19 protein-coding genes are annotated in these 13127 nt (G+C 70.7%); 5 read left to right on the forward strand and 14 right to left on the reverse strand.

Annotation, left to right across the window (positions count from 1 at the left end; genetic code table 11):
- Positions 1-183 precede the first annotated feature (183 nt).
- The 3 genes from ACGFSC_RS11775 to ACGFSC_RS11785 are packed head-to-tail and all read right to left on the reverse strand — an operon-like array spanning position 184 to position 2764.
- Positions 184-987, reverse strand: a complete 804-nt coding sequence (locus ACGFSC_RS11775; RefSeq protein ID WP_359906243.1) for a hypothetical protein — start codon at positions 985-987, stop codon at positions 184-186.
- 59 nt (positions 988-1046) lie between these two features.
- Complete coding sequence (locus tag ACGFSC_RS11780) at positions 1047-2087, reverse strand: DUF4232 domain-containing protein (protein WP_359906240.1); 1041 nt, start codon at positions 2085-2087, stop codon at positions 1047-1049.
- Between the two features lie 44 nt (positions 2088-2131).
- On the reverse strand, positions 2132-2764 hold the full coding sequence (locus ACGFSC_RS11785; protein ID WP_359906238.1) for a hypothetical protein: 633 nt from the start codon (positions 2762-2764) through the stop codon (positions 2132-2134).
- Between the two features lie 316 nt (positions 2765-3080).
- Between ACGFSC_RS11785 and ACGFSC_RS11790 the strand changes: the two genes are divergently transcribed.
- Complete coding sequence (locus ACGFSC_RS11790) at positions 3081-3287, forward strand: hypothetical protein (protein ID WP_359906236.1); 207 nt, start codon at positions 3081-3083, stop codon at positions 3285-3287.
- 236 nt (positions 3288-3523) lie between these two features.
- Here ACGFSC_RS11790 and ACGFSC_RS11795 read toward each other — a convergent pair whose 3' ends face one another.
- From ACGFSC_RS11795 to ACGFSC_RS11840, 10 genes are all read right to left on the reverse strand, one after another.
- Entirely contained in the window at positions 3524-4066 is a 543-nt protein-coding gene (locus ACGFSC_RS11795) for an NUDIX hydrolase (protein ID WP_359906233.1), read from the reverse strand.
- Between the two features lie 100 nt (positions 4067-4166).
- Positions 4167-5309 (reverse strand): ATP-grasp peptide maturase system methyltransferase, encoded by a 1143-nt coding sequence (tgmC, locus tag ACGFSC_RS11800; protein ID WP_359906230.1) that lies wholly within the window; start codon positions 5307-5309, stop codon positions 4167-4169.
- Complete coding sequence (locus tag ACGFSC_RS11805; protein WP_359906319.1) at positions 5306-6001, reverse strand: class I SAM-dependent methyltransferase; 696 nt, start codon at positions 5999-6001, stop codon at positions 5306-5308. Before ACGFSC_RS11805 ends, tgmC begins: the two co-directional genes overlap by 4 nt.
- Positions 6002-6138: 137 nt before the next feature.
- Positions 6139-6594 carry a hypothetical protein gene (locus ACGFSC_RS11810; protein ID WP_359906227.1) on the reverse strand — a complete coding sequence of 152 codons (456 nt, stop codon included), beginning with the start codon at positions 6592-6594 and terminating at the stop codon, positions 6139-6141.
- A gap of 117 nt (positions 6595-6711) precedes the next feature.
- Complete coding sequence (locus ACGFSC_RS11815) at positions 6712-7563, reverse strand: helix-turn-helix domain-containing protein (RefSeq protein ID WP_380356227.1); 852 nt, start codon at positions 7561-7563, stop codon at positions 6712-6714.
- Between the two features lie 25 nt (positions 7564-7588).
- Positions 7589-8113: a DUF6879 family protein gene (locus ACGFSC_RS11820; protein WP_359906224.1), complete on the reverse strand. Its 525-nt coding sequence runs from the start codon at positions 8111-8113 to the stop codon at positions 7589-7591.
- On the reverse strand, positions 8085-8327 hold the full coding sequence (locus ACGFSC_RS11825) for a hypothetical protein (RefSeq protein ID WP_359906221.1): 243 nt from the start codon (positions 8325-8327) through the stop codon (positions 8085-8087). The genes ACGFSC_RS11820 and ACGFSC_RS11825 overlap by 29 nt, the downstream gene beginning before the upstream one ends.
- Positions 8328-8527: 200 nt before the next feature.
- The gene (locus ACGFSC_RS11830; protein WP_359906218.1) at positions 8528-9061 is read right to left on the reverse strand and encodes a DUF6879 family protein; all 534 of its coding nucleotides are present in this window, start codon (positions 9059-9061) and stop codon (positions 8528-8530) included.
- Between the two features lie 281 nt (positions 9062-9342).
- Positions 9343-9585: a hypothetical protein gene (locus ACGFSC_RS11835; protein WP_359906215.1), complete on the reverse strand. Its 243-nt coding sequence runs from the start codon at positions 9583-9585 to the stop codon at positions 9343-9345.
- Positions 9585-9947 carry an ATP-binding protein gene (locus ACGFSC_RS11840; protein ID WP_359906212.1) on the reverse strand — a complete coding sequence of 121 codons (363 nt, stop codon included), beginning with the start codon at positions 9945-9947 and terminating at the stop codon, positions 9585-9587. The genes ACGFSC_RS11835 and ACGFSC_RS11840 overlap by 1 nt, the downstream gene beginning before the upstream one ends.
- Positions 9948-10203: 256 nt before the next feature.
- On the opposite strand from ACGFSC_RS11840, the gene ACGFSC_RS11845 reads away from it, so the two are divergent.
- From ACGFSC_RS11845 to ACGFSC_RS11860, 4 genes are all read left to right on the forward strand, one after another.
- Positions 10204-11052, forward strand: coding sequence for a helix-turn-helix transcriptional regulator (locus ACGFSC_RS11845; protein WP_359906209.1), 849 nt, complete (start codon positions 10204-10206; stop codon positions 11050-11052).
- 10 nt (positions 11053-11062) lie between these two features.
- Positions 11063-11254, forward strand: coding sequence for a DUF397 domain-containing protein (locus tag ACGFSC_RS11850; protein ID WP_359906206.1), 192 nt, complete (start codon positions 11063-11065; stop codon positions 11252-11254).
- Between the two features lie 70 nt (positions 11255-11324).
- Positions 11325-11516: a DUF397 domain-containing protein gene (locus tag ACGFSC_RS11855; protein WP_359906203.1), complete on the forward strand. Its 192-nt coding sequence runs from the start codon at positions 11325-11327 to the stop codon at positions 11514-11516.
- A gap of 303 nt (positions 11517-11819) precedes the next feature.
- Positions 11820-12164, forward strand: coding sequence for a hypothetical protein (locus ACGFSC_RS11860; protein ID WP_359906200.1), 345 nt, complete (start codon positions 11820-11822; stop codon positions 12162-12164).
- A gap of 67 nt (positions 12165-12231) precedes the next feature.
- Here ACGFSC_RS11860 and ACGFSC_RS11865 read toward each other — a convergent pair whose 3' ends face one another.
- Positions 12232-13092 carry a YhjD/YihY/BrkB family envelope integrity protein gene (locus ACGFSC_RS11865; protein WP_359906198.1) on the reverse strand — a complete coding sequence of 287 codons (861 nt, stop codon included), beginning with the start codon at positions 13090-13092 and terminating at the stop codon, positions 12232-12234.
- Positions 13093-13127 lie beyond the last annotated feature (35 nt).

The following is a 13127-nucleotide window of genomic DNA, read 5'->3' on the forward strand; positions in this document are numbered from 1 at the left end:
GGAACGTCGAGTTCCGTTCCGCGCCGGCGGCCCGGCACGCCACGGGGGAGCGTGCCGGGCCGCCGGGTCCCGCACCGCCCGGCCCGACCGGACGGCCGGCCGGACTCGGCGGGCTCGGCGGGGCTCGGCGGGCTCGGCGGGCTCGGCCGGTCATCGGACTCAGCGACTCAGCGACTCAGCGACTCAGCGGCCGGACTCGTGGGCGAAGACGGCCTGGGCGACCGCCTTCTGCAGCGGGCTCAGGTGCTTGTCGACGAGGGTCTGGTAGTCACCGGCACGGCCGTCGGCCCACTGGCCCAGGCCCGCGACCATGGCCCGGCCGGCGCCGGAGAACGCCTGCACCATGCCGCTGTCCGGGGGCAGGGTGGTCAGACCCGAGGCGGGCGGCGGGGCCTGGGCGCCGACCTGGTAGTCGTCGAAGGCCATGCTGAGGGTGGTGACCAGGTGGACGGTGTCCTTGGGGTCGGCCATGGTGAAGACGGCCAGGTTGTACTGGTTCTTGGCGCTGTCGGTGTACAGGGCGATCTGCTCGCCCAGGCAGCCCTTGGACGCGCGGATCATCCCGATCAGCCGCGGGCCGACCGAGTCCGGTTCGACGCAGGACTTCATGACGGTCGATCCGACCCTGGTGTAGACCTCGCCGCCGGCCGCCGTCACCTGGGCGGGGAACAGCTGGTCGAGCGGCAGCAGGGAGGCGTCCGGGGTGGCGGAGGCCCGGGCCGCGGCGGCGGAAGCCGTGACGGAAACGGACGCAGACGCGGACGCGGACGCCGTCGCCGACGCGGACGGGGCCGGTGACTCGGAAACGGCCGGGGCAGCGGACGGGGCCGCCGATCCCCCGCCCTCCTCGCCGGAGGGCCGCAGCAGGGTGAAGGCGCCGACGGTCACCGCGGCGGCGGCGAGGGCGAACGCGAGGTTGCGCGGCCAGACCCGCTGGGGGCGGGGCGAGGAGTCGTCGGGCCGCTGGTCAGGATCGGTGGGGAACATACCGCCGTACCGTAGTGATCTTGATTGCGGCGCTTGACGACGGTTCGATCACAGTGCGGTCACGGTGCCGGGCGCGGTGACGGCGTGTCGTTCGTGTCCTCCCTGGTCCAGGCGCCGGCGCCGAGGCGTCCGGTGGTGCCGAGGTCGAGTTCCGGGACGACCGTGACGGGGGCCGCGTCGGGGGTGGCGCGCACCCGCGCGTAGGGGGCGTTGAGCGGTTCCCCGGCACCGGCCTCGGTGGTGTTGCGCCACACCAGGGTGGTGCGGGCGCCCTCTCCCGGGCGCAGGGCGATCTTCCGCGGCGGGTCGTCGGCGCCGGTGCCGGAGGCGATCTCGGCGCCGCCGCGCAGGATCCGCACGCCGTCGAGGGGCTTGTGGTCGAGGTCGAGCGGCTGCACCTGCGGGTAGCCGTCGAGGGTGACGACGGCGGTGCCGCAGTTGCGCAGGTGCAGGCCGACCACGCGCAGGCCCATGGCGGCGTCGCCCTCGTCGGCGTACAGCCGCAGGCCGGAGGGCGGGCAGGGGCCGCCGGCGCCGGGCGCCTCGGCGGTGGGCACGCTGCGGACCTTGAGGAGCTCCGGCTTCGGCGGGCGGGGGTTGTCGGGCTGTCCCGGGGTGGGCGCGCCCGGACGGGAGCCCGACCCGGTCGGGCCGGGCGCGGCCAGGTCGATCCGCCCCTTCTCGGTGGCGCCGGGGGCGAGCCCGGTGACGGTCCGGGTGAGGCTCCCTCCCCCGCCCGACCCGGGACTGCCGAACACCGCCGCGCCGCGGCTCGGATCGGGGCCGTTGAACACCACGGTGTAGTCGTAGGGTTCGCTGTTCGAGTTGGTCACCTCGTACTCGAAGCAGGTGCGGCCGACGGCGGTGATCCGCACCCCGCCCTGGGCGAGCGCCGTCGGCTGCGCCGCGCCGGGCGCGCCCGGCAGCGGGGTGCCGCACGACCCGGGGCTGCCGGAGGCCTCCGGCCCGCCGCCGGAGGCCGCGGTCGTCGCGGTGCCGCCGGAGACCGCGGTGCCGCAGCCCGCGAGCAGCAGGGCGGCGCCGGCGGCGGCGAAGTGACGGACCATCAGCGAAGGTCGGGGCATGGAGGGCTGGCGCATCGGCCGAGTCGATCACGCCCCGCGCCGGACGGCAGTGAGCCGCGTCACTTCGTGTGCAACAGCCCTGCCACGGTCCGTGCCGGCCTCCTCGCCGGGTGGCGGCCCGCCGTCCTTTCGGGGGTCAGGCTGCCGGTCCTGGTGCCGTAGCCGGACCGGGCGGGGAAGTGGACGGTGCGCACGTCACCGTCGCACTTGTAGGGCCGCGCGGCGCCGGACCGGCAGGTCCACGGCTGCTTCTTGACGGTGTCGCCGTCGTTGCCGGTGAACGCCCAGTTCAGGTAGCCGCCGTCGCCCCGGTTGCGGAAGGTCGAGTCCCCCTGGAAGACCCAGATCCGGAACACGTCGTAGCCGGACGGTTCCTTCTTCTCCTTGTCCATGAAGTGGTTGAGCTTGTAGGTGGTGTCGAGCAGCACCCCCTTCATGTCGGCCTTGTACTCGTTCCTGAACCACTCGGTGTCGTACAGGTCGGTACCCACGGTCTTGAACACCATGACGTTGAATCCCGGGAGCTTCGCACTCAACTTCGTCGCGGTGCTCCGGATGAACTCCGCGTTGTCCAGCTTGTTGAGGTTGGCGGCGTTGTGCATGAGCCTGATCGTGTCGAAGGCGGAGTTGATCAGCGCGGTCATGCAGTTGCCGCCGCCCGGCGAGGCCGGGGTCCCGCAGGTCTTGTCCACGGGGGCCGCCGCGGGGGCTGCCGCAGGCGCGGCCTGGGCCTGCGCGGTCAGGCCGGAGACCACGGCGACCGCGGCGACCCCGCAGGCCAGGGCGCGTTTCAGGCGGGACAGGGGTTGTACGTCGGAACCATCCTTCTTCTCGGAGAAGTTGGATGCTAGGCAGCGGAATTCTCCGTCCCGCGGCTCCCGACGCAATCCATATGACAAGATCAAGAAGCCTGACGCCTTTCACGCGCCAACCGGTCCGGTGGGCCCTGCGGACCGGGCTCGACCCCAGTGGCCTGCCTCGGGCAGGCCGGATCGGAGGACCCGCAAGGTGTCGACATCACCGGAGTTCCGCGGCTTCGACCTGGTGCGGCGCGGCTACGACCGCCCTGAGGTCGACCGCTATCTCAGCGCCCTGTCCGAAGCCGGTTCACCGCCGCCGCGGCCAGATTTCCCGATCAGGTGGCGCGGCTACGACCGCGAGCAGGTCGACGCACGCATCGCGGACCTCCTGCGCGGCAGGGGCGGCAGCGCGTAGCCCACGTCACGGGTTCGGCGCAGGAAGTCGGACCGGCCGACTTCCTGCGCCACGGGGTGTCCGGCACCCCGGCCGGGCCGGGCACAGGGTCCAGGGGCCCGGGCGAAGACCACCCGTCCGCGTGGCGGTGGCCCCGGCCGGGCCGCGACCACCGCAGCCGGCCGCTCAGTGCGAGTCGACGGCAGTTGAGGTCCCGCCCGTCCGCACGGGGTGCGGGCGGGCGGGGCGACCGAGCGCTACAGCGCGGCCAGGACTCGGGCCCGCAGGGTCTCGTCGGCGATGCCCTCGACGGGCCGCCAGGCGTACCCGGTGACCTCTTCCTCCTGCAGGGTGACCGGCACCGCGCCGCCGGTCCGGAAGAGGAACCGCACGTCGATGTGCCGGTGCTCCGGTTCGCCCTTGGCGGGGTTCTCCGGGATGGTGTGCACGTCGATGTGAAGGGGACCGTCGGCGGCGAGCCCCTCGGCGCCGACACCGGTCTCCTCGGTCAGTTCGCGCAGGGCCGCGCCGACCAGGGTGGTGTCCTCGGGCTCCAGGTGCCCGCCCGGGGGGACCCACGTGTCCAGGACACGGTGGTGGATGAACAGAACCTCCCGCTTGTCGTTGGCCAGGAGGGCCCCGGCGGTGACGTGGCCCCGGAACTCCTTCCGGCTGGTCACGTCCGCGTCGCCGCCGGAGGCCAGCAGTTCCAGGGCGACGGCGAGGTTCGCCTCGTCCTCGGGGAAGCGGGAGAGGTACGCCGTGAGCGTGGTGCTGATGTGGTCTGCCGTGATGGCCAAGGGATCTCACCTGTTGTAGAAGTCGAGCCACGTAGCCGCGATGGCTTCGTGAGCCTTGAACGTGAAGTAGCGCCGGGTCCTCTCGTACCTCGCACCCGGCTCAGACAGGAAGGTCCCAGCCCGGTCCGTCCTCGGTGCCGAGCCAGACGCGCTGTGCGGCCGCCGACACGGTGATCCCGAAACCGTCCTGGTGCGGCTCACCGGCCGCCTGCCAGCACTGGACCGCGCGCTCGACCCGGTCCCACAGGCGGACGGGCCCGCGCTGCGTCACGGTCCACCCGCCGCCGGGGCCGGGTGCCGTCCGTGCCTGCGATCCGGTGGACAGGTCCCAGAGGATCTGCCGGGCCCCCACACCCGTGCGGACGGCTGCGGGCGCGGCGAGTTGGGCCACCCAGCCGCCCGTCCAGCTGTCGAGTGTCGCCGGGTCGATGAGGGTCGGGGACTCGTCGCCGGGCAGCAGGTCCAGCGTTGGACGGGGCGGCCGGTCGTGCGGGCGGGCGATCATGAAGCTGGTCTGGTCGGTGAGGAACCGGCCGGTGGCCTCGCCGGGTCCGGTGACGTCGAGCAGCGCGAGGGCGTTCGCACTGCTCCACCCGGAGAGGGTGACCAGGATTCGACCGCCGGGCTTGACCTGGTGGAGCCATGGGAGGGGGATGTACCGAACCGAACAGGTGGCGATGAGCCGGTCGTACCGGCCCCCGTCCGGGTCGCCGCGCAGCCCGTCTCCGACGATCAGCCGAGGGGAGAATCCCGCGGTCCTGATCGCTGCCGCGGCTGCCGCGGCGACCAGGGGGTCGTACTCGATGCTGGTGAGGTTGGCGTCCCCGAGGCGGTGGGCGCCGAGGGCGGTCGAGTATCCGGTCCCGGTGCCGATCTCCAGCACCCGGTGCCCGGCCTCGGCGTCGAGTTGCTGCCACATGCGCAACACCACGGACGGGAGGGTGGACGACGAGGACGGGATACCGGTCACGGCTTCCCCGGCCGTGTCCTCGGGCCCGATGCGGCCGTCGAGTTGGGTGACCAGCGTCCGGTCGTCGTAGATCCCCTCCAGCCATCCGGGCTCGCCCTCGCGGACGGACCGGTAGCTGGTCGGAACGCTGCCGGTGACCGGGGCGAAGTGGGTTCCGACGAAGAGTTCCCGTGGAACGGCCCTCGCGGCGCTCTCCCACTCGTGTTCGGTCAGCGCACCGTTCCCGGTGAGCCTGTCGGCCAGAGAGGCGCGGAGTTCAGCCGATGTGCTCATGTGTCACGGCCTTTCTGGAGCGTGTAGGCCCTGACGAGCAGGGTGTCGGCCGAGCGTGCGCCCGAAGTGGCAGGGGGGAGCCGATCGATGCTGATCGCGGTGAACCCGGCCTCGTCCAGCAACTTCGTCCAGACGTGCTCCTGGAGGACCCAGCGACGCATCGTCGTCGCAGTGCCGTCCGGGGTGCGGGCCGGGATGTCGGCGTGCCGGACGTCCGGCTCGGCGGGCGCTCCGCCGAGGTAGTGACCCAGGGTGGAGGCGGCGAACAGCCCGCCGGGACGCAGGGCGCGGGCAGCGGCGGGCAGCAGCCGGCGGGGGTCGGCGAAGTCGAGGCCGCCGAAGACGGAGTAGAGGACGTCGTACGCATCCGGGTGCGCCTCCAAGTGCTCGACCACGCCGGCGCGCAGAGGATGCAGGCGCGGCGCGAGGTGACCGTAGAGGTCGCAGGCCATCGCGTGCTGGGCGGGAGAGGCGTCGATGGCGTCGACCCGGGCCGGGGCGTGGTGGGCGACGAGGTGGGCGGCGTGTCGGGCGGCGCCCGCGCCGAGGTCGGCCAGTACGAGGCCGGTGACGTCGCCCAGCACCTCGCTCCCCGGCCCGCCGTCCTGGGCCCAGACCCAGCGGAAGGAGCCGGGGACGGCCCGGTCCGCGTCGGCGCGGGTGCGGCCGTAGTGGTGCCAGAGGTCCGGCATGGCGGCCTGGGCGGGTGAGGTGGTCGTCACCCGGGCCATCCTGGTGCCCGGCGCGCCCGGGCGCAGGGATTCGGGCGAAGACCACCCGTCCGCGTGGCGGTGGCCCCGGCCGGGCCGGGACCACCGCAGCCGGCCGGTCAGTGCGAGTCGTTGCCGGGGTGGCAGGGGCTGCAGTTGGCGGCGTCGGCCCACAACGGCAGGTCCACGTCCCAGCTGTCAGCCGCGATGAGCCGGGCGGTGCGCAGCACCGTACCGTCGTCCTTGAACTCGACGGCCGGCACGTGGTGCAGGAAGTAACCGTCGTTGTGGGTCCGGCACAGCTCGGCGTAGGCGACGGTGTCCAGGATGATCGTGTGGACGCCGATGTCCACCAGCGCGCTGGGGCCGAGGCTCAGGCGCTCGCCACGGTGGGCCATCGCGGTCAGCAGGTAGGCGTAGCCCTGGCCGAGGACGCGGGCGGCCATGACGGAGTCGTACGGGTAGTCGCGCATCAGCAGGCCGATCTGCTTTTCCCACAGATCGGCGGGGATGTGGTCGCGCACGTTCCGGAGCGGTCCGACGGTCGGGTCGGTGGGCGCAACTGCGGTTGCCATGGTTCCTCCGACTGCTGTTGGGGCACCTGGTGGCGCCGGGCACTGCCCGGCGGCCCTGTGAAAGCTACGGACCAACCCCTCTGACACTCAAGGAAGTTGCAAAAACTTGCGGCCGCTTCACCTCAGCGTGTCGATCGCGGCGGTGATCAGCTCACGGGCCGCGCTGCCGTGCACAGCCAACCCGGCGAAGCGGGCGAACGTCCGCGCGTAGAGGGCGAGGTCGCTGGGTGCGGTCACGGTGACCTGGGCCGACAACAGCTCCACCCCCGCCTGCCGATCGTCGAAGAGGTTGAAGGTCTCCGTCGGCCACATGGTGCGGGCGGCCGTGAACGGGATGATGCCCAGCGACACCGACGGCATCGACATGGCCCGCAGCAGGTGGCCGAGTTGGCTGGCCATCACCTCGTCGTCGCCGATCCGGTATCGCAGGACGGACTCCTCGATGACCGCGACGAAGCGGCGCCCTCCCTCGAGGACGATTCTGGAACGGGCGAGCCGGGCCTCGACTGCGGCCTCCACGTCGTCCGGGGTATGACGGACATCGGCCACGGTGCGCAGCAGGGCGTCTGCGTACTCCCGCGTCTGCAGGACGCCGGGGACGACCCGGGAGGAGTAGGCGCGGAAATGGCGGGTGCGGGTGTAGAGCGGCACCCGGGCTTCCTGCGCCTGGCGCAGGCCCGTACGGGTGATGCGTCGCCACTCGACGTACAGGGAGTCCACCGCCCGGTTGGAGGCAATCAGGTCGGGCGCCTGGTCGTCGACTCCGCAGGCCTCGCACCAGGCGCGGATATCGGAGTCCGACGGGGCGACCTTGGCGTTGAGGATGCGAGAGGTCTTGGCCGGGTGCCAACCGCAGCGGGCCGACAGTTCCCCACCCTTCAGCCCGGCGTCGCGCATCAGCTCGCCAAGGCGTGCGGCGAGGGCCCTGCGGGCGGCCTGGACGCTGGATGACGGGGAGATCGACATCATGCTGCCGTGGCTGGTCTTGACGTGGTCAGACTGTGTAGTTCTCGTGCGGCACGGCCCGTTCCCAGGCCGCCTCGAACGCGGTGGCGCACAGCAGGGCCACCGCCGGGTCGTCGCTGAACGACGGCCCGGCGGACTCCCCATCACCGGTGAAGTGGTTGAACCGCACCGACTCGCTGTCGAACAGCCAGAAGTCATTGCCCGGCAAGGCGATGTGCGAGGCCTGCCGCCGGGGCAGCCACCGGATCTGCTCGCCCGCGGCGATGTTGGTGAAGGTGCCGAAGTACTCGAACCTGATGTACTCCGACACCGGCTCGGACACGATCCGCACGCGCCGGACCTCGACGCCCCGGGCGACGGTCTCCTCGATCAGCGTCAGCCACGGGCGCCACCAGGACGTACGGTCGTCAGGGTCGTGGCGGAAGCCGTCCCGCCACGCCGCGAAGGGCCCGGTCTCCTTGGCCACACTGTAGGAGTCGCGCATCTCCAAGTGGACTGCGCTGGAGCGGGCGGCGGCCAGTTGCTCAGCGAACGTCGGTACCTTCGGCGGCATCGCACGCCTTCCTCAAAATCGGCACCATCCGCGCCGGCAGCCGGACCACATCCTCCGAATCGGGGATGCTGCCGGTCTCCAGACACTTGGCGCGCAGCTTCTCGGCGGCCTTCCAGCCCTGCACGACGATCTCGTCAGCTTCGTCGTCGTACCAGACGGTCGGGCACTCGTCGTCCCCCGTGTTGGGGTCAATCCCGATCAACCGTAGTGCCACGCCGGCCCCCTCTTGCCAGTGGATTGCTCTGACTTGCTCGACAATTCCCCGCTGAACGACCGCCGTCAAGACTCCCGCCGCACGCAGCGACCGCCGGCCCGATCTCCTGCCGCGACAGAATCCGCCGAGCCGGTCAGCGAGGCGCTGGCGGGGGCACTGGACTCTCGAAGATGGCCGAGCTGGCCATGGCCGACTACCGATCAGGCGGGACGGTACTCCATGTGGGGTACCGCCCGTTCCCAGACGGCCTCGAAGGCCTTCGTGCACAGTTCCACGGTGGCCGGCTCCTGCGTCATCACGTTCCGGGGATCAGCCCACTCGCCGTCACCGGTGAACAGGTTGAACCGCACGATCCGGCGGTCGAACAGCCAGAAGTCGGCCCCCGGCAGCGCAAGGTCCAGCGCCCGGCTCCGGGGCAGCCACCGGATCTGCTCACCGGCCGCGATGTTGGTGAACGTGTGGGAGTGCTCGTAGCGGATGTACTCGGTGACGGGCTCGGACACGATCCGGGCACGCCGGACGGTCACTCCGCGGGCAATGGTCTCCATCACGAAGTCGTGGAACGGATGCCACCACTCGTCCCGGTTCTCCAGGGAGTACCGGTGCCCGGCCTTCCATGCGGCGAACTGGTCGGCTTCGTCGGCGACGCTGTACTGATCGCGCATCTCCAGATGCACGGCCGACTTCTTCGTCTCCCGGAGCAGGGTCCTGAAGTCCGGCACGTTCGATGGCATCGCAAGCCTTCCTGATGAAGAGGATCATTCGCTCGGGGCAAGCCATTCGGTCTTCCGGCGTCCGATGCCGCCTTGTCCGGCGTTTCCCGACGAATCGCCCATCCGGTGGACGTTTCGGGGCCCGGAGCAGTGCCGCAGCCCCCGGCGCGTGGGCGGCGGGGGCCGGCGGGGTCAGGCGTCCTCGTCGGGCGGGGTCGTGCGGAGGGCGTTGACGACGCCCAGGGCCACGATGGAGACCGCGACGGCGAGGAGGACGGCGAAGGCCGTCCCGATCAGGAACCTCACGAGAAGTCCCGCTCCGCGTCGAGGAGAAGGACGAGGAGGTTCAACAGCGTCGAGGCCGGCGCGGTGTTGAAGCGGACGAGGACGCGGCCGTCGATGGTCCGGTCGGTGCCGGCCGAGGGGAAGATCAGGCCGAACTTCCGCCCCCGGTCCTGGACTTCGGCGAGGAGCGTGCTGATGTGGGCGTCGGTGTAGTGCCGGATCCGGGGGTCGGTCGGCAGCATCGGGTGACGGCGGGCCATCACGCGGCGCCGTCCAGCTCGAACCAGACGGATTTGGCACGCTCGTGGGGGTCGACGCCCCAGCGGTGGGTGAGGCCCTCGACCAACTGCAGGCCCCGGCCGGACTCGGCGAGCAGGGAGAGCGGCGGGGTCGCGGGGAGGATCGGGCTCCCGTCCGTGACGGAGACCCGCAGGGAGCCGTTGATGGAGATGATCTCGACGAGCGGGGCGGGGGTGTCCCCGTGCCGCCAGGCGTTGACGAGCAGCTCGCAGAGGGCGAGCTGCGCGTCGGAGATGACGGAGGGGGACCAGCCGACGCGGGTCATGCTGTTGTGGAGGGTCTGACGGGCGATGGCAATGGTGGGGGTGTTGATGTGACGCATGGGAGTTCTCCCGAGGCGTGAGTGAGGGAGGAACCGGCGGAACATGTGTCGCCGTGAGCCAGGCCGGTGGAGAAGGGCTTGGCTGCTCTGCGGTGCTTGCTAGCAGGCGTTACTGACGATCCGTCGGATCGATGTGAGATCGACCATACTCCATCGGAATCACATGTGATCCCAGTTCCGGATAGATTCACCCCCAGGTGGACCCTGCGCACAACAGCGCGGCAGACTTGGTCCACACCGGGCCAGGAAGGTGCCAATGCCGCCACGAGCACACCCGACGCTTCGCCAACTCCGCATCGGGACCGAACTCCGAAAGATGCGCGAGGCTGCCGGACTCTCGACTTCCAACCTGAGCAGAGCTCTCGGTATCGACCGGACTCAGGTCAGCCAGATCGAAGCAGCCAAGGTCGGCGTGAGCCCTGACCGGCTCCGCTCCTTCGCTGCTGCCTGCAAGTGCATGAACGAACCTCTGGTCGACGCGCTGGAAACCATAGTCCTGGACCGGTCCAAGGGCTGGTGGGAGGAGTATCGGGGTACGGTCCCCGATGGCGTCCTTGAGAACGCGGAGCTGGAAAAGACCTCCCACGGACTCAAACTGTGGCTCCTCACGCACATGCCCGGACCTTGTCAGACCCTCAGCTACGCATCGGCCGTCTTTGGGCGCGTCTTCCCTCCCCTGCCTCGGCATGAGGTGGAAGCGCGTACGGCGTTCAGAATGCAACGCAAGGCAGACCTGCGCCGCAACCCGAAGCCGACGACGTTCTTCATCTACGAGTCAGTCCTTTGGACACGGTTCGGTGGCACTCCAACCCTCAAGGAGCAGCTCTCCTCTCTGCTCGAAGACTCCGAGTTGCCCTGGCTGACCGTCCGAGTCGTACCCTTCGACGTCGAAACCTTCCCTGGAGCTGCCGAGAACCTCACCTACTCCTTCGGCGCCGTCCCTGAACTCGACACGGTCGAACGAGAGTCCTCCCAAGGACCCGAATACCTCGATGCCGTCAGCGAGCTGAACAGCTACCGCTACATCTTCGATCGCACCGAAGCCTCGGCACTCGGCGAAACCGACTCTCGCAACTTGATCCACAAGATCGCACAGAACCTATGAAAGGCCCGATATGACGGACACCGAGTGGCAGAAGTCCTCCTTCAGCGGCAACGTCGAGAACTGCGTGGAGGTCCGCACGGTCGCCGGGGCGATCGAACTCCGCGAGTCCGACGAGGGGCAGACCATCCTCCGCACCACCCCCACCACCCTCGCTACCCTCCTCCACGGCCTCAAAGCCGGCGAATTCGACCACCACGCCTAACCGCCCCAACCCCGCAGCGCCCCTCGCCCACCCCGGGCGAGGGGCGCAAGTCGAGAAGCGGAAGACAACAATGCCTGAGTCCACCTGGCAGAAGTCCAGCTACTCCGGCGCAAACAACGCGTGCGTGGAGATCCGTTCGACCACCGGGGCGATCGAACTCCGCGAGTCCGACGAGGGCCACCTCATCCTCCGCACCACCCCCACCACCCTCGCCACCCTCCTCCACGGCCTCAAAGCCGGCGAATTCGACCACCACGCCTGACCGCCCCAACCCCGCAACGCCCCTCGCCCACCCAGGGCGAGGGGCGCAACCACGGCACCGCGAAGGCAAAGGCCCCCAGCCAGGAAGGAAACGGAAAACAACAATGCCTGAGTCCACCTGGCAGAAGTACCGCTGCTCGTCGAAGCCCGGTGGCCGCCCGCCGCACGAGCCCTTGCGCAGCCGCAGCAGCAGCCTTCGCGCCGTTCGCACCTCTTCACGCCGGTGACGATTCGCGCACATCCCATTACGTTTGGCAGTGATCGCGGAATGCGCCCGGCACCCCTGCGCACAGGAGGTCTCATCATGCGACGACTCGTCACAACGCTCGGCACTCTCATCGCTGCAGGGACGTTGGCCGTAGCCGTCCCCACGTCCGCCCAGGCCGCCACGGGCACCTTGACGTTCTACAACGTGATCTTCCCTGACGGGTCGGGCCTTGGCCCGGGCGTGCCGTACGTCGACCCGCCCGCAGGCTGCTACGAAGTGCCGAGGGAGGCGCAGGGGCCGTTGTCGGGCGTGAACAACGCGACAGACAGCGCGGTCCGCTTCTACTGGCGGGAGGACTGCACCAGCCTGCTGTTCAACGTCCCCGCCGGCCGTTCGGTCAGGTTCAACTCGCACCCCCGCTCCTTCATGGTCGAGAGGTAACCGAGGCTCCTGACCGGCCCGACCCCGCAACGCCCCTCGCCCGCCCGGGGCGAGGGGCACCAGGCGCTCAGTGTCTCCGGGGCAGTCGCCCCAGGAGGCCGTGGCCGCGCGTGGTCTGCCAGCGCGACCGCGCCAGCCGCAGCACCGTGTCCCACTGCTGGCGGACCTCGTCGTCCGGCGGGCGTTCGCCGCGTCCGATCCTGTCGAGTTCGTCCCGCACCTCCCGGCCGAGCGCCGCCGAGGCCACGGTGGCGAGCATGGCCCCGAACAGGGCGGAGAGCATGGCGAAGACCGCCCCGATCGCGCCGTAGCGGTCCGTGGAGGCGTTGACGAGGCGCGGCAGGTAGACGCCCATGGCCAGGGAGTAGCCGGACAGCAGGACCGCCGCGATGCACGCGAACGGCACGAGGTCGAGCCGGGGGATCCGGCCCGCGGACAGCAGCCGGCCGCCCCAGATGAGGAAGGCCGCTGTCAGCGGTGCCTCCACGACGTCCGCCACCAGTCCCAGCGGCCCGCGGTCGAGGGTGGCGTGGACCCAGCTGCTCAGCGCGGCGTACCCGGCGAGCAGCGCGATCCATTTGAGGCCGTTCACGGTGTTGCGGACGCTCAGCGGTTCCAGCTCCCAGTCCTGTTCGAACAGCCGCTGGGCGGCCCGCGCGAAGCTCAGCACCGAGACGAGGAGGAAGGCGATCCCGAAGAGCCCCGTGGCGCCCCAGTCGTTGGACGCGGAGAGCATGTCTCGCACGGCTTCGGCGCCGCCCCCGGTGAGGCCGTAGCGGTCGATGACGCGCTGGGCGACGTCCTTGCCGCCGAGGCGGACGACGAGGGCTCCGCACACGATGGCCAGTGGCACCAGGGCGGTGAGCGCGGCGGAGGCCAGGGCCATGGAGCGGTCGAAGCCCACGAGTCGCTGGAAGCGGCTGACCACGCGCAGCGCGAACGCCGGGCGGAGCCAGAAGGTCG

It is taken from the genome of Kitasatospora sp. NPDC048715 (genome assembly GCF_043198905.1).
Taxonomy (GTDB): Bacteria; Actinomycetota; Actinomycetes; order Streptomycetales; family Streptomycetaceae; genus Kitasatospora; species Kitasatospora lactacystinica.